The sequence below is a fragment of the Gleimia europaea ACS-120-V-Col10b genome (assembly GCF_000411155.1).
GTDB classification, from domain to species: domain Bacteria; phylum Actinomycetota; class Actinomycetes; order Actinomycetales; family Actinomycetaceae; genus Gleimia; species Gleimia europaea_B.
The window spans coordinates 593,357-616,844 of record NZ_KE150266.1; the positions used below are offsets into that span (position 1 = coordinate 593,357).

The following is a 23,488-nucleotide window of genomic DNA, read 5'->3' on the forward strand; positions in this document are numbered from 1 at the left end:
ATGAAGTTAATTCACACCGCAGATTGGCACCTGGGCAAGACGCTACACAAGCAGTCGCTGGAGGGGTTTCAGGCACAGTTTCTTGACCATATGGTCGATTTAGTGCGCTTTGAAAAGCCCGATGCGCTGCTTCTTGCCGGGGATGTCTACGATCGCGCGATTGCCCCGACCTCGTCTATGAACATGCTCGAAGACGCATTGCAGCGCCTCATTGAGCTAACTCAGGTCATCATGATTCCGGGTAATCACGATTCTGCGGCCAGACTCGGGTTTGGATCGGGACTGTACACCCAGCGGCTACGCATCGTTTCACGCGCAGCAGACGTTGGGAGCCCCATCGTGATCCGAAGTGGATCTGAGGTAGCAAACATCTACCCCGTGCCCTACTTGGAGCCCGATATAGCGCGCGTTAGCCTTTCCGACGAGGTTGATGACGCGGGAGTACTCACCAGTCTTGCCCGTAGCCACCAAGCCGTTATGGAGGCCGCCTTGCGGCGAGTAGACGCCGACCTTGCTCAGCGTGAAGGCATGGGTATCGCGATGATTCACGCATTCGTGGCCGGATCTGAAACCAGTGAGTCTGAGCGCGATATTTCCGTCGGCGGCTCGCAGTCAGTTACGCCCGCAACGTTTAGAACAATGGGGGCGGATCAGCCGCGTTCACGCGGCCTCTCCTACGTTGCGGCCGGCCACCTGCATCGGCCACAGCAGGCAAATACAGATGGGCCAATCATCCGCTACAGCGGCTCTCCCCTACCCTTTTCATTCTCAGAAGCACGCGACCTAAAGTCCACTACTATCCTTGAGATTGAAAACGGCGGTATTGACCTGCGAACCGTACCCGTACCGCAACCATATTCACTGCACCAGATTCGCGGTACCATTGCGGAGCTCACGCGAGATGTGCCCAGATGGGCACAAACCGGATTCGCCCACGTTGAGGTTACTGACCTCACCAGGCCCGAGCATCTTCACGAGCGGATTAAAGCGTGTTACCCAAACGCCCTTTTGATTCGGCACACCCCTCCGGCCTCACAAATCGAAGGATCGGTAGCGGTCATTGAGAAGAAAACGCCGCAGGAGCTGGCCGAAGAGTTCTTTGAGATCGCCCTGGGACGCGAAGTGTTACCCGAGGAGCGCGACATTATTGCGCAAACGTGGGAAACCGTTTTGCAGGAGGTGGAATAATGCGACTGCTAACCTTGGAGTTTCAAGCCCTCGGCCCCTTCGCCGGACACCACCAGATCGACTTCACCCGGTTCGAACCATCCGGCCTGTACCTCCTGCGCGGACAAACCGGATCGGGGAAATCAACCATTATCGATGCCATCACGTTCGCCCTCTATGGTGATGTTGCGGGCGGGCAGACCTCAACGCGCGATCGTTTGCGTTCCAACTTTGCCAGCCGCAACACCGATACGTTTGTGCGATTGCGTTTTGAAACTTCACACGGCGCGTTCGAAGTCACCAGGCGCCCAGCCTACGTCAAAGAGGGCAACAAGACCGCAACGCCCGCGAGTGCCACGCTGGTTAAACTCGACGCCAACTACAATCCTGCTACAGACCCGTTCGCTGGAACGGGTGAAGAGGTAGCAACCCGGGCGAGCGCGGTGACCGCCGAGATCACGCGCGTCGTTGGCCTGGGGCGAGACCAATTCCTCCAAACCGTAGTTTTACCCCAGGGGAAGTTCGCAGACTTCATCCACTCCAGCCCCGCAGAGCGCAAAGATGTTCTCGAAGATATCTTTGGCACACAGCACTTTCGCCGCTTCAGTGAATCCTTAAGTCTGCAGTCCAAAGCGGCGCGAGCCGAGTTTGACGAGCAGCGCAACGCCGTGGCTTTCCAGGCCGCCCAGATCAGCGAAGAAGCCGGGGCGGCCCTCAGATTAGGTGACTACGCAGAGGCGATTGGTTACGCTCTGACTATTTCTAACGAGCTCGAGGCCAAAGCAACACGGGCCGAAGAACGTCTGGAGCGTGCCATTGTAGACGTGCGTGAAATGGAAGCTACTGAAGCTGAACGTCAAAGAGTTCAAGCAACCACACTTCGTTGGAAAGCCGCAACCGAGCATCTCGCTGCTCTCGAGGAAACTGCGGACGAACACAATCAGCGCGAAGCCCACCTAAAGCACGCGCGCGCAGCACTCGCTCTCAATGCGGATCTGCTTTCTCAAGAACGCGCTATTAGCGCCCTCGAACAGGCGAAAACGGACGCGTGTTCCCGCATTGACGTGATTGATGAGGCCGATGCAGACCTGCGTGAAACCGCGTTTGGAGCCCTGGATGCTCTGCCTTGGGAGGAAATTCGCGAGCGAGATGAGGAACTCACCCGCGACCTAACTCGACTGGAAAAAACCGAGCAGAACATCGAGCAGTTAGAACAGCTATGCGCGCAAGTTGAACAGCTTCACGCGACTATCGGTGACCTGGAACAGTCAGCATCGGGCCACCGCGCCAAAATTGACGAATTCTTAGAGGTTGAACAAAAGCTTGAAACCGCTATAGCGTTGCTGGATCAACAAGGACTCACATACGGCGCCCTCGCCGACCAAAAGAATGAGCTTTTGCTACGGTTAGAAGCATCCAAGAGCGCTGACAAAGAACGCACACGTCTGCTTGAAAGCTCCGAAGAGATTGGACACAAAGCGCGAGAACTGGAGCAAGCTCGCGCCCAGGCTCAAGACCTTGCCGCAAAGTGGATTAACAACTCTGCTCTCGAGCTTGCTGCGAAACTCGTAGACGGAGAAGAATGCATCGTTTGCGGGGCCACCACCCATCCGCACCCGTACGAGGGCGCGCCCACCGACGTTTTGCGCGAAGATCTTGACGAAGCCCGAGCCCTCGTCACTCAAATTGATGCGGCCCTAGAGGCAACCAGGCAGAGCCACCAGCGCACCGTTGAAACCATCAAAGAACTCAATCAGAAAGCCGGCGCCGATACCGCGTCACTGCAGATCACGTATGACGAGATTGACGCGCAAGTTGCGGCTGCCAAACATGCGGGAGAAACCGCCAGCCAACTGCGCAAAAATCTTGCTGAATCCCGCGAACATGTTGAAGAATACAAAGCTCAAATTGCGAGCGACCAAGCCAAAATTGCGGCGAATACCAAAGACGTTGAAAACAAGACTGCGGAAATTCGGCGCCTTACCCAACTGGTAGAACAGGCGCGCGGATCCTTCACATCTGTAGCCGAACGCCGCGAGAAGATCACCATCAGGCAAGACCAGATTCGCCGCGTGATCAAGGCAATCACCGCGTTCGAGGACGCCCGTGAGCGCCACGCCGAGGCGGTTAGGATACTGGCTGACGCCCTCGCTAACAGTACTTTCAACTCCGCCAGTGAAGTCACGTCCGCGCTGCTACCCCCGGACAAGATCAGCGCACTAGAAGAACAAATTTCTGCCTACAACCTGGCCAAACACCAAGCCATTTTAGATATTGACCAAACCCTGAGCTCCGGGCTCGTACGCACCCAATACCCCAAGCCCCTATCCGGCACCCTAGCCCGCCTTCGCCACAGCCACAACGAAGCAGCCAATGCATGCGCTCTGGCACAAAACGCTTACTCCCAACACGTTAATCAAGTGAGCAAACTCAGAGCGGGGATAGAAAACCTACAGACCCTGGAAAAGGAATCGGGACCAATCCGACTTCTCGCTGAGCTTGCGCAGGGAGCTCGGCTAGAAGATGGCACCCCCATCCCCTTTGACACTTGGGTCATAATGCGACAATTTGAACGCGTACTCGAGGCGGCCAACCCCTACTTGGAGAGGTTCTCCACCGGACGCTACCAGCTACGCCGCGTCAGCCTAGACGCCTCCAAACGCCGTCAGCAAGCCGGCCTGGGCCTGGCAGTCATTGACCTCAACACAGACATGGAGCGCTCCCCGGCTTCACTATCTGGAGGCGAAACCTTCTATTCCTCACTCGCGCTTGCCCTTGGCCTGGTGGAAGTAATCTCGTCTGAAGCTGGCGGCCTGGACCTCAAATCCATGCTCATTGACGAGGGATTTGGCTCGCTGGACCAAGACGCGCTAGATAAAGTCATGATTGGTCTGCAGCGCTTACGCGATTCGGGGCGAACCGTTGGCGTTGTGTCTCACGTAGCTGAAATGCAACAACGCATCAGTGACGGCATTGAAATCAAACATGCAAAACCGAAAGGATCCACACTCATCATCCACGCCGGGAACTAGCTCAATGGATGCAAACGCGACTTAAATGCGCACGCTAGTTGTGCGAATTCAGTGCTTGACACAGTTGAACGCGCTCACTGACGTCAAACCATTCTAAGAGAGCGTCCAGGAGCTCTTCCACCACCTCGTCCGCTTCCTCCTGCGTTCTGGCCGCGCACGCACGGCGCACGAGTGGCTCGGCCTCAAGGCCATCTACCAAGATAGCCTCCACGTTCTCCCACACCGGATCTCCCTCAAGGGCCACCACGATGCGCCTTTGTGTAGGCTCCTCCAAATCACGTACGAGCTCCAGCGAAATCAAAGAAGCCGCCACTGCGGCCTCATACTCAAACCACTCCCGCTCCTCCGCCGAAGTTGCCCCAGTAGATGGAGTCACCAACTCGCGAACAGGAAGGTCCCCACAAAGTTCAGAAGCCACCAAAGGCAAGAAACAGCGCATAAAACGAGTTTAAAACAGGCGCAAACTATTTGCGACCAAACAACTTGAACCCAGACCGCTTCGACTTGTGCCTACTGCGCTTTCGCAGGGGAACGCCCTCTTCCCCGGTGCCGATCAAATCAATAATCTGACCTATCCCATCTGCGAACTTGGACTCTCCCGATGCCATAACCGTGACCGCAGAAAGCACGGCTTCATCCACATCCGTACTATCCTCTATCACCACTCGCGGCGTCACGGGAGCCACGGAAGCAAGCACCGTGTCAATCGGGCGACTTACCGAACCGCCCGTACCCGCAGCGCGAGTCCGATTCACCACCAAAACATCCGGACGCACCCCAGCCTCCTCAGCCTCAAACAAAGTGTGAGTAAGCCGCGTCAAACCAACCGCATCGCCTCGAGCCACAACCAAAACCACATCGGCATCTTCTAAAATCGTGCGGTTGATGTCCTGCGGTGTGGGCACAAAAGTTAGCTGCGAAGGATCATCATCAGCAAGACCGTCAGCCAAATCCACAACCACATCGCCTAGCTTGCGAAGCTCGCGCAACACGTCCGCAACGACCTCAGCGCGTAGCATCCTCCACTTATCAGCGCGAGTAAGACCCGAAAGCAGATGAAAACGCTCATCTACCAGCAAACGTTCATCGTCTAAAGCCAGTCGACTTAGCTCCCCCTGATTACGCAAGTTTGAAGCCGCCAAAAGGCCCGACTGTGGCGCGTCAAATCCAAGCATGAAGGCAAGTGAGGGAGCGTGCGCATCAGCATCAACCAACGTTACCTCACGCCCCGCGAGAGCCAGTGCATGAGCCAAATTTGATGCCACTGTGGAACGGCCCGGTGCGCCAGATGTGCCCCAAACAGCTATCAAACGACCTCGATAATCAGCCATATCCGGGGGCATCGGAGGAGCTGAGAGCACCTGGCTGTCTTGCCCCATCATCCAGTTTTGAATACCCATCGTAAGGGTATCCACAACAAACTGGGCACTGGATGCATCACAGCGCGCATCCTCCCCAATGGAAACGGCCGTAATCGGATCATCAACCACCAGCAACACAAAAACGCTGGCCTCATGAAACTCGTCCACAACAGTGCGATCCAACCCGGGAGCGCCACCTTGGGCCACTACAACCGAGCCGAGCCCGGCCCGCACACAAGCTCGCGTTTCCGCTAAATCCGCGCACCTACGTTGCACCGAAAACTTCGAAGACTGCGCGTTGAGCTCGCGGATAAGTTCCGTTTCGAATGGCTCGTCGAGCCAAACAATTACTCCCTTGACCGCCATCACTACCCCGCAGGAACCACAATCAGGGAGCTCTTAGACCCCGCTGCCGCGAGCACGGTATCCAAGTCCGCCTCGGGCACCGAAATCTCAACACTTAACGCGCGATTAACGAGGGTAGTATCCGGCTCTGAAATCGACAGGATTATGGCCGAGGAGGCGATCATCCTTGGCTCCGTTTGACTACTTAACGGCGTATCCGGCGAATCCACCGCCCACACCTCTACCGTAGAACCGACAGACACAGACGAGGGGATGCGCGTAGCAACGTTAATCACCACCTGCCTGCGTTCCAACGAGGCTGCGCTTGCAACCGCATCACGTGGCAACAACTCGCCCGCACTGAGAGTGCGAGTTGCCACGGCCCCCTCCGGCAAAGCGCCGGCTTCTAAATACGCTGTTGATCCCGTCCGAGCAGACACTATTGAAAGCGCCGACGCTTCAATGGGTTGGCCCTGCGCAATCGGGGCGTTCAACTGATAAACGCTCTCTCCTCCACGCGCTTTTTGCACCATCGCGGTAGTGGCAACGATGGACACTACAATCAGGGCAACTCCGAGCAGAAACCGGGGATCGGTAAACACGTGTGAGCGACGCGCTCTTGGTAATGCTTTTGACACGAAATAATGATGCAGGAATTTCCCCCCATTGGGGAAGATATCCACAGTTTCGTCTCGATTAGGAAGATCACGCCCAACAACAGCACTTTGCGAGACGAATACGCATCCGTTTTCCACAATCTCTCGCGCGAAGTGTTCACAACCGCAACGAAGTGAGACAATACTGGCATGAGCCAAAGATTTTTAACCATCGCAGACGTTGCCGAAACCCTCAACCTTTCTCAATCGGCAACGCGTGCCCTCTTATCTTCGGGCGAACTACCGGCCATTCAAGTGGGTGGAAAACGAACGTGGCGGATCGAAGCCTCCGAGCTTGAACGCTACATAGAGCGCCAATATGCAGCCACCCGCGAACGCATCGAATCGGGCAAAATCTAGACTGCTGGGCCGGCGCTAAGTAGGCCCTCGAAACCTCTAGATTCTCTAGAATCCGGGCAACAGCCGGATGCTAAACAGGTGACTGAGCGATACCGATGACACGCCTGCCTCGTGCCCTATATCAATGTGATCCATGTAGACCGAAACTATAAAGCCACTTAGTGAGGTATCCCCAACCTGCACCGCCACGCGCCGACGCTGGCGCATAATTTGCCGCAATATCGCGGATAACCCCAGACGCTTTTCTATAAGACTCGGCTCTGGCGCCACTCTTGCAAGACTTTCAACAACCGCGATTGAAGCAGTAGAGACGAGCTCTTGCACTCCCCCATCTTCAAGCAGTACCCATGCTGGGTTGGATCGAATCACTCTCCCTTTTGCACTGGCACCGAAGGGAGAAAAAACACTAACTTCAAGGTTTTCTGCGGCTCGCAACCTATCTGACAGCCCTGCTGAAACCAGTTCAGCCTCGGCAAGCTCCGCCACCTCTTCACGACTTTGCGCCACCTGTTCACCAACGAACTCTTGGGCAAGACCCGCAATTATCTGTTCGAAATCCATCTCCTGATTGAAACACATCGAGGCTGGGCAACGGGTTTTCCACCATTTTTCGAAATGCTATTGACACCCATCACACTCCCATGCGAACATCAATCCACATGAACTAATACGAACTGAAACGGATCGGAAACAATAAGGTTGAATCGAAACTCAAGCGGTAGCGCAGGTATCGCTCTTGCCGGCGGCGCCGCATTTGCTGTGACCGCGTTCGCCGCCCTCTCGATTGCGATCGACAATGCGAGCACGATGCGCCTACTCCACACCGATGCGAATGCGCTCTTGTACAGTTCTTTGAGTCCTAATACGCTGGCCCTTCCACTTTTCACCGCAGTCGCAGGTTTTACGGTCGCTGCTCTGTCACTATGGAGCCTCGCTTCCCTGCTGCTTGCCGAGACCCTTCTCGCATTAGCCAAGCGCGGAACACCTGTTAATCGTCTGCTCGAACTCGTGGTAAACACTTCCAGCCCTCTAGTTCGATCTTTGCTTAAGAAGCGGGTCGCAACGCTTGCGCTATCTGCATCCCTCATAGTGACCACCACAGCAGCGTTCGCACCTGCGCCAGCAACGATTCAAGACAACCTGGGCTGGCAAGCCGTATCAACCCAAGAGCCGGCCCCCTCTGAAACGACTGTGCCTTCTGATCTCACGCTATCTGCCCCATCCACACCGGCTTCACCGGCTCCCCAATCGACAACTCCCCAACCGGAAACACCGGCGGACACCAACCAAACGATGCAGCTTACCTTCCCACCTGAGCCCGTCCCAAAGGACGCTTCCACTGCCTCGACCACCGGCGTCTCAACACAAGCAGACAGCCTCGAAGATGCGCCAGTTGAGCAGCCCGATCCGGGAAATCCCACAAATATTCAATATGTCGTGCGGGCTGGGGACTCCCTATGGAGCATTGCCTCAATTCATCTGCAAACCAGTGAGCCAACCAAAATCGCTGTCGGGTGGCAACGAATCTACAACCTCAACAAATCCGTTATCGGCGGTAATCCCGATCTGATTTATCCGGGAATGACGCTGACCTTGCCTGGGGAGGACCTCTAATGTCTACAGCACTCGCAACCCTCGAACCCGTTTACGAACCGGTCAAGCTACGCACTTTAGAGGGCGGCAAAAGCCCCGCGAAACGCCCGCGCGAGATCACAATCAAGCGCGCCCCCAATCCAGTTAGAGCACTGAACGGAGTTCTTCCTAAACCCGCGCCTGTAGGACGTCACTGGGCAATAATCGATTCCTCTTGGGACTATTCAAAAACCCAGGCCGACATCGAGGTTGTAGGCAGAGCAGAACAGCTACCTGACGCGCGCAGCTGGAGCCGCGCCCTCGCACTCGCAATCGTCGAAACGCTCAGCGGCCAAAAATACCCCAGCGCACTAGAGCGCTTCGTGAGCCCCGACCTCTACGAGGCCATCGAACGAAAAGTTGCCCTCGCTGCCAGACTAGATGGGCCAGCTGGACGCTCACCGAGAACAAAAGCCCTGTCTTCTCGGGTGTGCCTCGTCAACGAATCCATTGCAGAAACCACGCACGTAGTGGTTAAAGGGGAAACGACAAGAGCCGTCGCCATCCGCCTAGAAGCACGAAGGAGGCAATGGGTAGCAACCGCCCTAGAGATCCTGTAAAAGAACGCCCGCCACCTGCAAACAGGTGGCGGGTAATACTTACAACGCGGTTAGCGGCGCTTACGTTTTTGCGCCCTGCGCTGCGCGCGGTTCATAGCAGGTTGCGCCCCACCTTCACGCGCCACAGGAGCCTTGCTGCGACCTGCCGGGCGGAAAGCAGAACCTTCGTCTGGGATCCCATCAGCATCCCCTGCCCCAGCCGGACCAGACATTTGCATCTTTCCAAAGTGAGAACGACCCACATCGCCCATCACATTGTCACTCTTAGGCTGAGTCAAAACCTTCGCCTGACGGGCAACCTCAGCAGCCCTCGCCGCATCAAGCTTCTCCTCCTGCTGTTGCAATGCAAGCTCGAACTGGCCGGCAAACGAGAAAGCAAGCTTCACCGCCTCCTCCCGAATCCGTTCCATCATCGATTGGAACATCTGCGCGCCCTCAGACCCGTACTCAACCAGCGGATCCCGTTGCCCCATAGCGCGAAGGCCGATACCTTCCTTCAGGTAATCCATCTCGTACAGGTGCTCGCGCCACAGTTTATCCACTGAGGCAAGCACAACGCGGCGCTCCAACGCCCGCATCGGCTCCTCCCCCAGCTGCGCCGTAGCTAGCGGGTTCACAGCCACCTTCTCAGAGATCTTGTCGTACTCATTATGAATGTCCGACACGTACTCAAACACGAAATCCTCAGCCGAAACACCTGAAGCTTCGCCTACGGCATCTACAATTTCCTGCGGTCGAATCGCCACCGGATAATACTCGTGCAACGTCGAATACAGGCCCTCAAGATCCCAGTCATGCTCATCATCTGAGGGCACGTACTGTGACACCACCTGGCGCACGAGCTCTTCCATGAAAAACTTCATCTGCGGGTTCATGTCTTCGCCCTCAAGGACGCGGCGACGCTCACCGTACACAGACTCGCGCTGGCCGGTCATCACATCGTCATACTTGAGGACGTTCTTACGAATCTCAAAGTTGCGCGCCTCAACCTGGGCCTGCGCCGATGCGATAGACTTTGAAACCATCTTTGACTCAATCGGCAAATCCTCTGGATAGCTACCCGAAGCCATTACGCGCTGTGCAAGCCCCGCGTTAAACAGGCGCATCAAGTCATCTTCCATCGACAAGTAGAAGCGCGACTCGCCCGGGTCACCCTGACGGCCAGAACGGCCTCGTAACTGGTTGTCAATACGGCGCGACTCGTGCCTTTCCGTCCCCAGCACGTACAGGCCGCCAAGCTCCACAACCTCATCGTGCTCCGCCGCAACGGCCTCTTTCGCGGACTCCATCACCTTTGGCCACATCTCGTTGTACTTGTCCGCATCCTCCTGCGGATCCAAGCCCTCCGAAGCCATGTGGGCAAGTGCAATATGCTCCGCGTTACCGCCAAGCATGATGTCCGTACCACGGCCCGCCATGTTCGTAGCCACTGTAACAGCGCCCTTACGGCCCGCCATTGCCACAACCGCAGCCTCACGCGCGTGTTGTTTAGCGTTCAAAACCTCGTGTGGAATACGGCGTTCCTTCAACATTTGGGAGACCAACTCTGACTTTTCCACCGAAGTAGTACCAACAAGTACAGGCTGGCCCTTCTTGTGGCGCTCCGCAATGTCCTCCACGACGGCATTCATCTTGCCCGCGAAAGTGGGGTAAATCAGATCTGGCTGATCCTTGCGGATCATCGGACGGTTAGTCGGGATTGGCACAACACCAATGCCGTAAGTAGATACGAACTCCGCCGCCTCGGTCTCTGCCGTACCGGTCATGCCAGCACGCGAGCCTTCCGGGTAAAGACGGAAGTAGTTCTGCAACGTGATTGTGGCTAGCGTCTGGTTCTCCGCTTTGATCTCCACTCCCTCTTTAGCTTCGATCGCCTGGTGCATACCTTCGTTATAGCGACGTCCCGGCAACACGCGGCCGGTGTGCTCATCAACGATCAGCACCTCGCCGTCCTGCACGATGTAGTCTTTATCGCGCTTGAAGAGCTCCTTGGCCTTGATCGCGTTATTCAAGTAGCCGATCAGAGGGGTGTGTGCGGCGTCGTACAGGTTGTCGATGCCGAGCTGATCCTCAACTTTATCAATGCCCGGCTCAAGAATACCGATAGTGCGCTTCTTCTCATCAACCTCGTAATCAACCTCAGGTTCGAGCTGGCGCACCAAGCGTGCGAACGTCATGTACCAATCATCCGCATTGCCCTGCGCCGGGCCCGAAATGATGAGTGGCGTCCGCGCCTCGTCAATCAAAATCGAGTCAACCTCATCGACAATCACATAGTTATGACCGCGCTGCACCATGTCTTCCGGCACCTGCGCCATGTTGTCACGCAGATAGTCGAAACCGAACTCGTTGTTAGTGCCGTACGTGATGTCACAGTTGTACTGCTTGCGACGCTCATCGGGCGTCTGCCCCACCAAAATACAGCCGCACGTCAGGCCAAGGAAGCGGTAAACGCGGCCCATCAGCTCCGACTGGTAGGAAGCCAAATAGTCGTTCACCGTCACCACGTGCACGCCCTTGCCATCCAAGGCGCGCAGGTAAGCCGGCAACGTCGCAACTAGCGTCTTACCTTCACCAGTTTTCATTTCCGCGATGTTGCCCTTATGCAACGCGGCGCCACCAATCAGCTGCACGTGGAATGGGCGCAACCCCAGCACGCGATCAGCGGCCTCGCGAACCGTTGCAAAAGCCTCAACCATCAAGTCATCAAGCGTTTCGCCCTCTTGTAGGCGTTGCTTAAACTCATCCGTCTTTGCCTTGAGCTCCTCATCGGTGAGGTTCCGAAAATCGTCTTCGAGGGCATCAACCTGATCCGCAATCGCTTCAAGCTTACGAAGGGCTCGGCCCTCACCCATCCTCAAGATCTTGTCAATAATAGACACGGTGCTCCAAAAGTCGTCCTTACACAGTTGATTTCCATTGTAGACCGACAGCGGCAGGGCCGCCGCACCCGCTCGAACACGAAAATGATCACCGCACCACTATTTCAATGCCGGACAAACTACGCGCTTGCTCGCGCCCGGCATTGAAAAGGGCGAGGGCTACTCGCCCCCGCCCTTCTCACATGGAAAACTATTCCGCTTCAACCTTCGTATTCAAACGGATCACACCGTACGTCCAGCCCTCACGGTGGTAAACCACGCACGGCTGCAACGTTTCTTGATCGATGAACAAGAACCACGGGTGGCCAACCAGCTCCATCTGATACAGAGCCTGATCAACCGTCATCGGTTCAGCCTCGTGGAGCTTTTGGCGAACGATTACCGGCGAATCCCCAAGCTGCTCCTCCCTGGGCTCGCCAATCTTCAGATCCTCAGCCGAACGAAGCGTATCGTGTGGCGGCTCCTCCTTCACGTCCTGGCCCGCCTCCGGCTCTTCATAAATTCCGCCGAGCTCCGGTGCGATCGGAGCGTTATAACGCCTGCGATGATCCTTCGCACGGTCGCGGGCACGACGCAGGCGTTCAAACAGTTTCGCGGTTGCAATGTCCACTGCCGCATATCGATCCGAGCTCGATGCCTCCGCACGAATGATTGGGCCCTTGCCAAAGACTGTAAGTTCAATCCGCTCCGCGGTCTCAGCTCGACGCGGGTTTGGCTCGTGAGTAAGCTCAACGTCAATACGCTGTGCGCGCGGGTAGAACAGCGTCACCTTTGACACTTTTTCTTCTACATACTCGCGGAAATTCGGGTGGATTTCGGCATTGCGTCCGACAACTGTGATGTCCATGGTTCCTCCAGGAATATGAGGGAAAAATCCCAACTGATTCGCCAGACACACATCGCGCCTGGCCGTGCGTTTAGTTACCACCCCCTACCAGACGTTCGCGGCGAAAACCTTGCAAAGGCTTTGCCTGATTATTTAAGCTTACCCGAACTTCGTGATGAGCGTCACTTTAGCGGACGGCAATTGTGAACATCCGCTAGGGATACTCCCACAAAACAGTGCCCTCCAGCGTATTCCACAGCTCTTCTGCAAGCCAGCATCGTAGCTCCGGTTGTCACCACATCGTCCACGAGGATGCACTGCGCCCCGCGCAAGTCCACCAGCGCGCTCACAGTGTTACTTCGGGCGCGCCGTTGCGCGCCCGACTTACCAGCCTGCGTTGATCCCCAGGCTTTAGTCAGCACCGGAGCAACCATAACGTCAATCCCTTCGGCTTCAAGGTGAGAGGCGAAGCCCCGAGCGATATGCGGCGTAACCATGAGGCCACGCCACCACCTCGTCCACTGGGACGGAACCGGCACGATTAGCAGGGGACTGCCCGCAAGGGGAACATCCACCACCGTGCGACGCGTCAGCCATCCTTTGGCCAGCGATCCACCTGCCTGCAGCAACCACCCTTGCAAATTGTTTGCCCGATCGTGCTTGGCGGTGAGAATGATTCGGCGTAGCGCACCCTCATACTCACCAAGACTGATTAACCGCATCGGCATTTCGCTTTCGATGAGACCGGCCCTGGCGCAACGTTTTGCTATCGCCGCACACCGGGGGCAAAGCGGCGTATCCCACGCGGCGCAACCAGCGCACGAAACCGGGACAACGACATTTACTAACTCATTTAGCAAAGCCAACACGGGGTGATGCTACCGTGGCAACAAGGCGGTAACCGATTGCTCTAACGCGGATGTGCAAACCTCAAGCCATAGCACTCCTGGGGAAAACTCGCCCATTCGATCCAGCCAGACTTACACCGGGTTAATGCGGGTAAGATTCTCCTACGAGATCCGTTGTGGAGTTGCGCCACGATACGCCAAAGCGTGAATAAACGACCTCGTTCTTCGTATCCAGAAGTACCGCCTGCGGGGTGGCCCCTCCGGAAATACGAATCGCATCAGCCGGAGCGTCAAGCGATTCGCGCACGGAACCAAGGCTCGAAATGGTGACCGTTCCAGCCCCATTAGCCTGCTGTAAAATCAACGCCGACGTATTGCCCGCCCACGACATATCCACCACCGTCGCGGCGTCAAGCTCCACCCGTCGCGGCACGTCAATGCCGGCTGGTTTGCCCTGCGCATTGCGCTTAACCGCAGCCATCCACACGCTTCCAGACCCATCATCATCGCGACGTAACAAAGCGCGCGCCCCGTCCGGAGAAATCGAAATACTCTGCAACGAGCGACCGTCCTGCCAAGGAGACGCGATCCTTACGGAGTCATCGCCCGTCGGATTCGTAGCCACAATCTCGTTGCCCACAACCGTCCAAATCCAATCCAGCCGGTCTATCGACGGGCGGGAAATCCCCTCGCCCGCCAAAATCTGCACCGGCTTGCTACCCGGGCGAACAGCGAAGAGCTTATCTGCGTTAATGAACGCCAGCGGGCTTGAATCGACGGGCCCGACCGAAGCAGAATGCGCGCCGGGCTGCTCACTAGCGGGAACAACCACGGTCGTAAATGACCTGTCGCGCAGAACAAGGCCGGCCTTGCTGAAACCAACGCGCTTATCCATTGCCCACGTGGGGCCGGGCGGGATCGCAACGTCGTCCAAGCTCATCCCGTTGTTATTTACCCGCACCTCGGTCACGCCCGGCACCTGGGCAAGCGTCGACGTTACCTGCCATTTCAAAGCCTCCTGCTGGTCTGGGCTGACCAGGTACTCCCCTTCCAGTTCCACATCCGCAGTACCGGCCGTCACAGAAACCTGTTGAAGAGGTAAACGCGCACCTTCAGGAATCGCAGAAACCACAGCCGGAGCGATGTCACTGGAAGGCCCCTCGATGAGCGCCTGCATCAAATGCGACTCGAGGCGGCGAAGCGGATACCACCGCCGATCCGGTACCAACGCCCGATAGTCAGGGGCGAGGAAGTACACCGAAACCTGCGTGTAAACGGCATGGAAAGATGACTGGGACAAAAGCACGCCATCGGGGAGCTCATCAATGCGCCACTGCCCCTGTGCATTAGACGTGAGCTTATATTCCAACGTCGTCTTGGCCGCTGTTGCCTGCCCCTCATAACTGCCATCTGGAGTCACTACGGCACCAACCCCCACCGAGACCGACACCGTATTTCCATCTCCCGTCACAAGCGGAGTTTGGTCATCCGAATAGATCTGCACCTGCGACTCCGGACGCCACGCGGCTTTCGCTCGATCCGTCAAATACGAGCGTGCCACCTGAAAATCATCCGACAATCCTGCCGCTGAAGCGCGCAAAAAATCGCGCACCAAAATATCGGGAGCGGACCCTGCAACCGGGCCGTAACCCTTCAAAACCAGCGACTCCGCATCGGGAATATCCCGCTCAAAACTCGTAACCGGCCCTGAAGACGGTAGCGAAGAACAGCCCGCAAGCACCAGCGCGCAAGCCACGGCCAGAGATAAAGCCTTTCGCCTCATGACTCCTCCCACAGCTGCAAAGGAGTTTGCGATATCTCAACTCCCTGGCGGCGCGGAATCGTTACCATGAATGCCGCCCCCCGGCCCGGCTGCCCATAAACCTCAATCTTGCCGCCATGCAAAGCCACGTCCTCGTGCGCAATGGACAAGCCCAAGCCGGTGCCGCCGGTTGTTCGAGTGCGCGCCGGATCCGCACGATAAAAGCGTTCGAACACGTGTGCGCGCGTCTCGTCATCCAAACCAACACCATAGTCACGCACCCGCACCGACGTGGCATCCGGATCCGAACCAACCTCAACCTGCACTGGCCCGCCCTCAGCATGCTCAATCGCATTGACCAAGAAATTGCGCAACACCCGCTCCATTCGGCGGCTATCCGCCTCGGCCACATTCCTACCTTCGCCAGGAATAACCTCTACCTGCACGCCCAGCTTTTCCGCGAGCGCGCGGTTCGCATCCACTACCTTTTGCGCTAGCTCCGCGAAATTCACGTCATCAAGTTCGAGGGAAGCGGACTTCGAATCGTACCGCGAAATCTCCAACAGGTCGGCCAGCATCTTCTCAAATCGGTCCACCTGCTGATGAAGCAACTCCGCTGACCGGGCAGAAATCGGGTCAAACTCGTCACGACTGTCGTACAGCATCTCTTCGGCCATACGAATTGTGGTCAAAGGCGTGCGTAGCTCATGAGAAACATCCGACACGAAACGTTGCTCCAGCTTTGACAGCTCGTCGTATTCCGCGATCTTATTTGCCAGAGAGGATGCCATATTGTTAAACGCGCGCCCTAGCTGCGACATCTCATCCACACCGTCGGCGTCCACGCGCACGCTCAAATCACCGTCAGCTAGCTGCGTGGCCGCCTCCGCCGTTCTCCGCACCGGCCGCAGAAGACGATAAATCATGTAAATAAGGCCCGCGCCAAACAGCAAAATCACCGGAACTGCGCCGATCACGAGCGTGCGCATGAGCATTGAAATAGTTGCCTGATCGTCACTGAGCGAATACACGGTGTACAGCTCGTACTCCCCGGCTAGCGGAAGCGTTACGATATCGCCCACAATGATGCCCGGACTGGGCTTGCCCACGCCGTTATCTATCTCAACGGACTGATAGTACGGGCCGCCACCGTCAGCCGTCATTTGGCGCATCTGCGGCGTGAGCGCATCAATCACATTTCGATCAATGAGGTCGTTAATCGCAAACGTTGCTGAAGCACTGGGAGCGCGAAGTAGCATCGTGCCGACCGCGCCCGCCCCCGTAGCGGAGGAGCGCAATGAAGAAATCAGTTTATGCGCAAGATCTTGAACCTGGTCCGGAGTTGTGGCCGTGGACTGGTCAAACGTGGACTGTGCCTGAGCTAAACGAACCGTGGCATCATCTAGAATCTGCTCCCGCCGCTGCTCAAACACCTCCGTGCGCACCTGGAACGTCACCGCCACAAACAGCAAAGACAGCAGGGTCAACATGAGCAACATCATGCCAACTGCAACTTTTAGCGACAGAGACTGGCGAATAAAGAGAATTGGGCGGGCATTTTGGAACGCCCGCACCAACTTTGAGCCGCTCGCCTCCATCCGTTACGCCGGCGTTCCACCCGCGCGGTAACCCACGCCCCGAACGGTAACAATAAGCTCCGGACGCTCCGGATCGTGCTCAATCTTTGCCCGCAAACGCTGCACGTGCACATTCACCAGTCGCGTGTCCGCCGCATGTCGGTAACCCCACACGTCCTCGAGTAGCTCCTCGCGCGAAAAAACCTTCCACGGCGCCCTTGCCAAAGCCACAAGCAGATCAAACTCAAGCGGCGTCAACGCAATCGGGATACCCGCGCGAGTAACCTGGTGGCCCGGCACATCGACCTCAAGATCACCAATCTTCAAAACCTCATCGACATGCTCTTCCCGACCTCGCAAACGCGCCTTCACTCGCGCCACGAGCTCCTTTGGCTTAAACGGTTTCGGAACGTAATCGTCCGCGCCCGCCTCCAAGCCAACAACCACGTCGGTAGTATCAGAACGCGCGGTTAGCATCACGATGGGTACGTCGGACTCGGCCCGGATTTCCTTACAAATCTGGATACCGTTCTTGCCCGGTAGCATCACATCCAGCAAAACCAAATCCGGCTTCACCTGGTGGAAAACCTCAACAGCCGTCTGGCCATCATGACAAAACGCGGTCTCGTACCCCTCCGAAGAAAGAACGAGGCCAATCATCTCTGCCAGGGCAACATCGTCGTCCACGACTAACACGATCGCATTCATATAACGATATTGTCACGACGCCCCGAATTTTTCACGCGTTAGCGGCTGGAGCGGCGTTAGTGTGATGCGTCTCCATCTTCCACTCCGCCCTCAACCACGCGGAAATTAGCACGCCGGTTCTTAACGCGCATGGACTCCGACTTGACCGCAGGAGGCTGCGAAGCGGGGCTTCTGCGCGGCGCGGGGCGGCTGCCCACCTCGCGAACAATATCTGCCAGCGCCATCAAATCATCCGGCGAGGGTGGCGCGGGCTCAAAATTCGCGGCCAGGCGAATCACCTGCCAGCCGCGCGGGGCCGTGAAATTGTTAGCGTGCATTTCACAAAGCTCCATGGTTCCTGGCTCACGCGAAGGCGAAAGCGGCCCCAAAACCGCGGTGGCCTCCGAATAGTCGTAGGTCAAAGTAGCCACCGCAGGCTCATTACAAGTGGTTTTACTACACGCACGCATCGCATTCACATCCCAAGGATAGGAGAACTAGAGCGCTTGCACTACCTCTCCACGCGGAGCGTGGGTAAAGTAAGTCCCATGCGCCAAACTAGAAGACGCCGTGACCGGCACGGAAGAGGAAGTCGCGGGCCCCTCTTTGTTCCCGGCATCCCTGCACGAGCTAACTGGCGCGAATCCTTTGACCAAATCGTGGCCCTGCAGGTCAGTGAAATAACTGCGCGCCACCCAGAACTTGCACGCATCGAGATTGGTATCGACGAAGTTCCGGCCTCAAACCCGGCATCGTGGGAACACCACTCCGTTGTCTTGTGCCGCACGTTCGCCGAAAACCGGCTTGCGCGCCTCGCGCCCCGCCTCGTCCTCTACCGCCTACCCATTCAGGCGCGGGCCGGGCGCATTTCCGTGCGACAAATGGGCTCCCCGCTGCATGCCCTCGTGCGCGGACTGCTGGTGGAAAACCTGTCGGCACTCAGCGGGCTTTCCATGGAGGAAATCCACGGCGGCCCCATCGAAGAGATATAGCAACCCGATTACCGTCAGCGCGGCGTCCCAGCCCTTAACGAGGAGCCACGAAACGGAACGTAGGTGTTCCCGAAGTGGAATCTTGTAGTGCAAGCGCAGAAATCAGATTGCCCGAGGCAACCTCAGCAATCGCATTCACGGACGCATGCACGGGCGCATCGGCATCAATCTTGAGGTCTGATCCGGTCACGGCCTGGCTGATCGTATGCCCTGCTACGAGAGTGGTTTCCTTGCCGTTCACCCGCACTGCCACGTCCTCATCACCGGAATTGGACAGGTAGAGCGCGTAGGAAACACCCGGCGCCGCAGGAAGAGACTCGCGGAAGGTCACTGCCGCCTCCGCCGGCATCCACACGACCCTGTCAGCGAGCGCTTTTCCATCTTGATCCTTCTGCCCATTCATATAGCCGGATGCGGAAGCGAGGAGCACCTCGCTCGATTCTACGAGCACGCTCGCATAATCATCCTCGATACCGTCGAGATTCAGTTGGAACACTGCTCTGGGGTCAATTACGACATCATCGCCGCCAGGTAGCGACTTCTTACCCTTTTGCGTGAGCACACTGAGCGTGACCTGTGCTTCGTCCTCGCCCACGTTTTGCAAACGTAGCTTCGGCTCTTCGATCCCCTTCACGATTCCAGAGATGAGGGCGGTTCTGGCAGCGCCTCCCGACCCGGTCACATGGTCGAGGCCGCGCGGAGTGAGGCCAGCGGTGCTAATGGTGCGGATCGTTGCGGCCACTCCTGGGCCGGACGCCTGCACGCGGAGTCCCAAGCGGTCCTCATCGGGGAAGAACGCGGCGAGGTTCACCGTCTCGGTTGATCCTGCGCGCACAGTGAAAGTGGGTTCACCTTCGACCGGGCCAGTGCTCGACCATCCGTGCAAGGTCACCTCGGACGCCTGCTTCGACGGGTTCATGACCGTGAGCAAAGCGGCCTCACCAACCGTGGTTGCGCCCACGTTAAGCCAAGAATCGTTGCGGGCCGTCTGACACTGATCCAATACCAGGCCGCGCACGTCCTCGGTATCAACCTGGCCGACAATGGCTGAGGGAGCCTTGGTTTCTACCGTGGAGTGCACCGATAGGCCGATCGGGTTTTTCGACTCAAACTCGATACCGCCATCACCCTTTGCCCCAGTAATCTCTTTGCCAGTTGCAAGATCTACAGCCCGCGCTAGCTCTACTCCCGGAATATCCTGCACAGACACCTTGGTGGGGGTCTTGTTGCCGAACTCGGTTTCGATACCAGTAGCGCATGCGAGCTCGTAGGTTTGGTCAGGTAGGGTCACTACCTCGGATATCTGGCGGCCAACGTCCTGACCGAAATCAATACTGGACTCGGCAGTTGCAACTACGCCGAGCGCCGCCACGGCGAGCGCGGCGGTTAGCGCGGCACCACCTGCCCGAGTAGCTGATCGGGCTGACCACTTATGCTTCATTCTGGCGCCTCCTTCTGCGGATCGGCACGCCAGCAATCAGCAGGCTGACAATCGAAAGAGCACTAAGCCCCCACCAAAGAGGCATCCATTCGTCGTGGTAGGCAACCTTGACCAGGCCCTTCGCCCCGTCCAGTTTGAATGCCTGCTGCCAGCCGTGGTTCGCGGCCTCCAAAAGCTCTGCACCAGCCGTAGCGCGCCAGTTGGCATCCGCACGTTCTGACAGCACCAGCGTGGCCCCCTCGCCATATTCATACTTTGACAAGTCAATGGATGCGCCAATGAGGCCAGAGGGGACGGGCGTGATTTTGCCGGAGTCGTCGATGTACATGCGGGCGGGCTCTAAGCCCGAGGGGCGGACGCGCCACAGCAGTCCAGCTTCGGATTCGCCCGCTCGCTCTAGGGATTCGTTGGAGTCGAGGGCTGTCTGCGCGGCCGTGTAGGACGTACCTTCCCCCGACAGCGCGATCTGATCCACCGCAAAACCCAGCAGACCGGTTGGCTCGGAGTTGTTGAGAACCTCGGCTACTGCACGCGCAAAATCAGCATCCGCCTCATCCGCATTTGCCAGCGCCTGCGCGACCTCACCCGGGGGAAGATACTGCATGTTGATAGCACTTTCGAGGCGGAACCGGGCAGAGGAGTCGCCGAGTTCAACGCCGTCACCGCGACGAAGCTGGGCCCGCACCCCCTCGTCATTGACATGTAGCACGAGGAAGCGGGCGCGGCGCGGGTAGTTTTGAGCGTACTGTGCGGCGGCTGGCGTCTCATATTCAGGGGCGCCAGTGATCACGCGCGGACGCGTCCCATCAGGTGTGATCCCCGCAGCCCAAACCACAATCGGACTTAGCGCCACCACGAGCGTCAAAACCAGGCCCGCAGTTGCGAGCGGCCAAATGATTCGCTCCAGAACGCTCACCCGCAGCTTTGGGGCTGGTGCCGCAGTTTCTGCCGCTTCCTCCCCTTGCTTGCTTTCAGACTCGTCTTGTTCGGTTTCAGCGTCAGGGCGTGCGCTATCAACTTCGACAATCTGGGCCTCCGCCTCGCTGGAAGCGGCGCTCTTGGGCACGTTGCGTTGCGAGCGTTCCTTGGCTTTCAGGCGGCGTTTCGTCGCAACGTCCAGGCGGCGGCGAGAACGGTAGGAGTAGAGGCGTTCTTGCAACACCAAGGGTCGGAGCAGGCCCGCCCAAGCGGCGATCATACAAATACCCGCGATAGAAAGGGCCGGGCCCGGCCACGCGCTGACCAATGACCCATCAAAGGCGATTACCGTACGAGAAGCCACGATCGCGATAACAAAGGCGATCGTGCCCGTCAGGTAGAAAAAGCGGGTGCGAAACCAGGGGCGAGAAAAGTTCAGGAGCGCCAACGTTGCGCCAAGGACGCAGAGGGCGCCGGGAGCAAGCGCCAGCCACACGTCCGCGCTACGCGGATCCAGCGCCATGTTTTCGGGCATTCCGAGCACACTCAGCCAAGTTGGGGCGGCGTCGAAGGCGAGCGGGCGACCCGATTCTGCAAGCAGGAAGCGCAGTGCCCGCGAACCTCCAAACTGGGCGGCCGCGATCCACGTGGGCAACATGATTGCCAAAGGCGGCACTGCGGCGAGGAGCGTGAGTTTCCATTTGCGGGGCCGCACCACCAACTGCACGATCGTGAACAGCACTAGCGCCAGGCCGGTCCAAGTAGCAGCGGCAACCACCACCACTAGGGCAGCCGATGCGAGCGCAGCGTAGCTGGTGGCTAGCGTACGATCTTGCACTTCAAGCTCGCCATCTTCCGCGCCGCGAATCCGCAGGGTGGCGCCCAGGTTCAGCATGCGCATCCACCCTAGTAACACCAGAGGAACAGCCACATGCACCATCACGCCGGCCATGCGCCCATCAGACCAAGCCAACAAGAATGTGGGAAGCGCAATCCATATGGTTGCGAAGGCGAACCTCCATACCGGACGGTGCGTGAGCGTACTTGCCGCCCAAAACATCGCAAGCCAAGCGGCCAAGGGGGATAGTAGCCAGAATCCCACGAGCAGGGTTTTGGGACTTACGCCAACGAGGGCAAACGGGGCGGCAAGTAGCGCCCAAATCATAAGGAGCGGGTCGCCTGGCCCCGCAGCTCCCGCTCCGCCAACAACCCAGCCAGCCCACGCCTCATGCCAAAGCTTTGTAAATGAGGTTGGCAGATTAGCCCACGCCCCACCCGTGATGCCGCCGGTAAGTCCGCTACTGGTGAAGACAAGCGCAACGAGTAGTAGCAACGCTCCAGCTCCGCCAGCAACGTTTACCGCAATCTTGTGTTCGCGAAGAAGTCTTGCCGCCACCGGTTCAAGCACTTCAACAGGTTTGGGTTCGCGCTCTTTTTTAGCCAGCGTGCGCTTGGCCTTGGTGATCTTTAAGTTTGATTCTTCGAGGTCGGCCAAAGCTTTCGCGGGAACCTTGCGTGTGCGCGCGAGGCGCCGTCGCGCCGACATCGCCTGAGGGATCTTACTAAACGCCCAGGCAAAGCCAACCAGTTCTTGCCAGGCAAGGTCGCCTTGCTTAGTAAACAGGCGCATCAGTGCGCGTGCGAGCGACCAAAACGGTAGCGAAACCAGCATGAGCGCGAACAAGACCGGCGGGTTTGCAACCATCGCGTTGTACAGTTGTGCTCCCCGGCGCAGGCCGAACGAACGGTTGATGTCCGCCTCCTCGCCCCCACGCACATCCCGAAAACTTCCGCGAGCATGCGCCACTTTTGCTCCGGGAGCCACCACTGTACGGTATCCAAGTTGGCGCGTGCGCCGACACAGCTCAAGACCATCACCGAAAGGCCCAAGTACCGGATCTGGCCCGTCGGTTAGCTCCCACACCGCTGAACGAATAAGCATGCCAGCCGTACCAACCGCAAGGACATCCGAGTCTGAATCGTGCTGGCCCTGGTCAATCTCACCGGGCAACAAATAATCAAGGCGGCGCCCCGAACGCGACGCCCGCACGCCTACCTCAAGCAAACGCGTGGAGTCAGACCACGCTACCTGTTTGGGCCCAACAATCCCTACAGTTAAACCGCGAACGCCCTCGGCAACAAGATGTGCAAGCGCATCCGCAAAAGGCGCGCTATCGTCATGCAGCGTCCACAGCCACTGCGACTGCATTATTGAAGGATCCGCAGCTACCGCCTCGCGAATCGCATCACCGAAGTTCTTTGCGCGCGGCGCGTCGATGACCTCAATACCGTCAATCTGCGGGAACGCTTCTTTCCCGACGCGTACTATCACAATGCGCTGCGGGATGCGGGACTGGCCTAAAACCGCGTCAAGAGTGCGGCGCAAAAACGGCGAATTCGCGCCAGAAACGATTAGTGCTGCAACGCTTTGGTCAGCCACTT

General features: G+C 57.7%; 19 protein-coding genes. 6 read left to right on the forward strand and 13 right to left on the reverse strand.

Annotated elements, in window-relative coordinates; genetic code table 11:
• Positions 1 to 1,188, forward strand: coding sequence for an exonuclease SbcCD subunit D (locus HMPREF9238_RS02715; protein ID WP_016443907.1), 1,188 nt, complete (start codon positions 1 to 3; stop codon positions 1,186 to 1,188).
• Positions 1,188 to 4,199 (forward strand): AAA family ATPase, encoded by a 3,012-nt coding sequence (locus tag HMPREF9238_RS02720; RefSeq protein WP_016443908.1) that lies wholly within the window; start codon positions 1,188 to 1,190, stop codon positions 4,197 to 4,199. The genes HMPREF9238_RS02715 and HMPREF9238_RS02720 overlap by 1 nt, the downstream gene beginning before the upstream one ends.
• A gap of 34 nt (positions 4,200 to 4,233) precedes the next feature.
• Here HMPREF9238_RS02720 and HMPREF9238_RS02725 read toward each other — a convergent pair whose 3' ends face one another.
• The 3 genes from HMPREF9238_RS02725 to HMPREF9238_RS02735 are packed head-to-tail and all read right to left on the reverse strand — an operon-like array spanning position 4,234 to position 6,543.
• A complete protein-coding gene (locus tag HMPREF9238_RS02725; protein ID WP_016443909.1) occupies positions 4,234 to 4,638 on the reverse strand; it encodes a DUF6912 family protein in 405 nt (134 codons plus the stop codon).
• 25 nt (positions 4,639 to 4,663) lie between these two features.
• Positions 4,664 to 5,926, reverse strand: coding sequence for a CpaE/TadZ family protein (locus tag HMPREF9238_RS02730; protein ID WP_040316453.1), 1,263 nt, complete (start codon positions 5,924 to 5,926; stop codon positions 4,664 to 4,666).
• 2 nt (positions 5,927 to 5,928) lie between these two features.
• Positions 5,929 to 6,543 (reverse strand): hypothetical protein, encoded by a 615-nt coding sequence (locus tag HMPREF9238_RS02735; RefSeq protein ID WP_156824374.1) that lies wholly within the window; start codon positions 6,541 to 6,543, stop codon positions 5,929 to 5,931.
• Between the two features lie 168 nt (positions 6,544 to 6,711).
• Between HMPREF9238_RS02735 and HMPREF9238_RS02740 the strand changes: the two genes are divergently transcribed.
• Positions 6,712 to 6,921 (forward strand): helix-turn-helix domain-containing protein, encoded by a 210-nt coding sequence (locus HMPREF9238_RS02740; RefSeq protein WP_016443912.1) that lies wholly within the window; start codon positions 6,712 to 6,714, stop codon positions 6,919 to 6,921.
• Positions 6,922 to 6,966: 45 nt separating this feature from the next.
• Here HMPREF9238_RS02740 and HMPREF9238_RS02745 read toward each other — a convergent pair whose 3' ends face one another.
• Positions 6,967 to 7,500, reverse strand: coding sequence for a hypothetical protein (locus HMPREF9238_RS02745; protein ID WP_016443913.1), 534 nt, complete (start codon positions 7,498 to 7,500; stop codon positions 6,967 to 6,969).
• A 120-nt stretch (positions 7,501 to 7,620) separates the two neighbouring features.
• Here HMPREF9238_RS02745 and HMPREF9238_RS02750 point away from each other — a divergent pair, with 120 nt between their 5' ends.
• The gene (locus tag HMPREF9238_RS02750; protein ID WP_016443914.1) at positions 7,621 to 8,535 is read left to right on the forward strand and encodes a LysM peptidoglycan-binding domain-containing protein; all 915 of its coding nucleotides are present in this window, start codon (positions 7,621 to 7,623) and stop codon (positions 8,533 to 8,535) included.
• Entirely contained in the window at positions 8,535 to 9,113 is a 579-nt protein-coding gene (locus HMPREF9238_RS02755) for an Rv3235 family protein (protein WP_016443915.1), read from the forward strand. The genes HMPREF9238_RS02750 and HMPREF9238_RS02755 overlap by 1 nt, the downstream gene beginning before the upstream one ends.
• A 50-nt stretch (positions 9,114 to 9,163) precedes the next feature.
• Here HMPREF9238_RS02755 and secA read toward each other — a convergent pair whose 3' ends face one another.
• From secA to HMPREF9238_RS02790, 7 genes are all read right to left on the reverse strand, one after another.
• Positions 9,164 to 11,995 carry a preprotein translocase subunit SecA gene (secA, locus tag HMPREF9238_RS02760; protein ID WP_016443916.1) on the reverse strand — a complete coding sequence of 944 codons (2,832 nt, stop codon included), beginning with the start codon at positions 11,993 to 11,995 and terminating at the stop codon, positions 9,164 to 9,166.
• A 190-nt stretch (positions 11,996 to 12,185) separates the two neighbouring features.
• Positions 12,186 to 12,842 carry a ribosome hibernation-promoting factor, HPF/YfiA family gene (gene hpf / locus HMPREF9238_RS02765; protein WP_016443917.1) on the reverse strand — a complete coding sequence of 219 codons (657 nt, stop codon included), beginning with the start codon at positions 12,840 to 12,842 and terminating at the stop codon, positions 12,186 to 12,188.
• Positions 12,843 to 13,003: 161 nt separating this feature from the next.
• Positions 13,004 to 13,543 (reverse strand): ComF family protein, encoded by a 540-nt coding sequence (locus tag HMPREF9238_RS08555; protein ID WP_198009460.1) that lies wholly within the window; start codon positions 13,541 to 13,543, stop codon positions 13,004 to 13,006.
• Positions 13,544 to 13,811: 268 nt separating this feature from the next.
• A complete protein-coding gene (locus HMPREF9238_RS02775) occupies positions 13,812 to 15,452 on the reverse strand; it encodes an LpqB family beta-propeller domain-containing protein (protein WP_016443919.1) in 1,641 nt (546 codons plus the stop codon).
• A complete protein-coding gene (mtrB, locus tag HMPREF9238_RS02780; protein ID WP_016443920.1) occupies positions 15,449 to 17,029 on the reverse strand; it encodes an MtrAB system histidine kinase MtrB in 1,581 nt (526 codons plus the stop codon). Before mtrB ends, HMPREF9238_RS02775 begins: the two co-directional genes overlap by 4 nt.
• Positions 17,030 to 17,032: 3 nt before the next feature.
• Positions 17,033 to 17,716 carry an MtrAB system response regulator MtrA gene (mtrA, locus tag HMPREF9238_RS02785; protein WP_016443921.1) on the reverse strand — a complete coding sequence of 228 codons (684 nt, stop codon included), beginning with the start codon at positions 17,714 to 17,716 and terminating at the stop codon, positions 17,033 to 17,035.
• A gap of 56 nt (positions 17,717 to 17,772) precedes the next feature.
• Positions 17,773 to 18,165 (reverse strand): DUF3499 domain-containing protein, encoded by a 393-nt coding sequence (locus tag HMPREF9238_RS02790; protein WP_016443922.1) that lies wholly within the window; start codon positions 18,163 to 18,165, stop codon positions 17,773 to 17,775.
• Positions 18,166 to 18,225: 60 nt separating this feature from the next.
• Between HMPREF9238_RS02790 and HMPREF9238_RS02795 the strand changes: the two genes are divergently transcribed.
• Positions 18,226 to 18,687, forward strand: a complete 462-nt coding sequence (locus HMPREF9238_RS02795) for a metallopeptidase family protein (RefSeq protein WP_232217588.1) — start codon at positions 18,226 to 18,228, stop codon at positions 18,685 to 18,687.
• Between the two features lie 34 nt (positions 18,688 to 18,721).
• On the opposite strand, the gene HMPREF9238_RS02800 is transcribed toward HMPREF9238_RS02795, so the two are convergent.
• Together HMPREF9238_RS02800 and HMPREF9238_RS02805 are read right to left on the reverse strand one after the other, a co-directional pair.
• A complete protein-coding gene (locus tag HMPREF9238_RS02800) occupies positions 18,722 to 20,128 on the reverse strand; it encodes a DUF5719 family protein (protein WP_016443924.1) in 1,407 nt (468 codons plus the stop codon).
• Positions 20,118 to 23,486 carry a glycosyltransferase gene (locus HMPREF9238_RS02805; RefSeq protein WP_016443925.1) on the reverse strand — a complete coding sequence of 1,123 codons (3,369 nt, stop codon included), beginning with the start codon at positions 23,484 to 23,486 and terminating at the stop codon, positions 20,118 to 20,120. The genes HMPREF9238_RS02800 and HMPREF9238_RS02805 overlap by 11 nt, the downstream gene beginning before the upstream one ends.
• Between the last annotated feature and the right edge of the window lie 2 nt (positions 23,487 to 23,488).

Coding starts and splice junctions, on each gene's coding strand:
- HMPREF9238_RS02715 (WP_016443907.1), top strand. CDS start 1: ATGAAGTTAATTCACACCGCAGATTGGCACCTGGGCAAGACGCTACAC.
- mtrA (WP_016443921.1), bottom strand. CDS start 17,716: ATGAATGCGATCGTGTTAGTCGTGGACGACGATGTTGCCCTGGCAGAG.
- HMPREF9238_RS02745 (WP_016443913.1), bottom strand. CDS start 7,500: ATGTGTTTCAATCAGGAGATGGATTTCGAACAGATAATTGCGGGTCTT.
- HMPREF9238_RS02730 (WP_040316453.1), bottom strand. CDS start 5,926: ATGGCGGTCAAGGGAGTAATTGTTTGGCTCGACGAGCCATTCGAAACG.
- HMPREF9238_RS02775 (WP_016443919.1), bottom strand. CDS start 15,452: ATGAGGCGAAAGGCTTTATCTCTGGCCGTGGCTTGCGCGCTGGTGCTT.
- HMPREF9238_RS02790 (WP_016443922.1), bottom strand. CDS start 18,165: ATGCGTGCGTGTAGTAAAACCACTTGTAATGAGCCTGCGGTGGCTACT.
- mtrB (WP_016443920.1), bottom strand. CDS start 17,029: ATGGAGGCGAGCGGCTCAAAGTTGGTGCGGGCGTTCCAAAATGCCCGC.
- HMPREF9238_RS02755 (WP_016443915.1), top strand. CDS start 8,535: ATGTCTACAGCACTCGCAACCCTCGAACCCGTTTACGAACCGGTCAAG.
- HMPREF9238_RS02720 (WP_016443908.1), top strand. CDS start 1,188: ATGCGACTGCTAACCTTGGAGTTTCAAGCCCTCGGCCCCTTCGCCGGA.
- HMPREF9238_RS08555 (WP_198009460.1), bottom strand. CDS start 13,543: ATGCGGTTAATCAGTCTTGGTGAGTATGAGGGTGCGCTACGCCGAATC.
- HMPREF9238_RS02740 (WP_016443912.1), top strand. CDS start 6,712: ATGAGCCAAAGATTTTTAACCATCGCAGACGTTGCCGAAACCCTCAAC.
- HMPREF9238_RS02725 (WP_016443909.1), bottom strand. CDS start 4,638: ATGCGCTGTTTCTTGCCTTTGGTGGCTTCTGAACTTTGTGGGGACCTT.
- HMPREF9238_RS02800 (WP_016443924.1), bottom strand. CDS start 20,128: ATGAAGCATAAGTGGTCAGCCCGATCAGCTACTCGGGCAGGTGGTGCC.
- hpf (WP_016443917.1), bottom strand. CDS start 12,842: ATGGACATCACAGTTGTCGGACGCAATGCCGAAATCCACCCGAATTTC.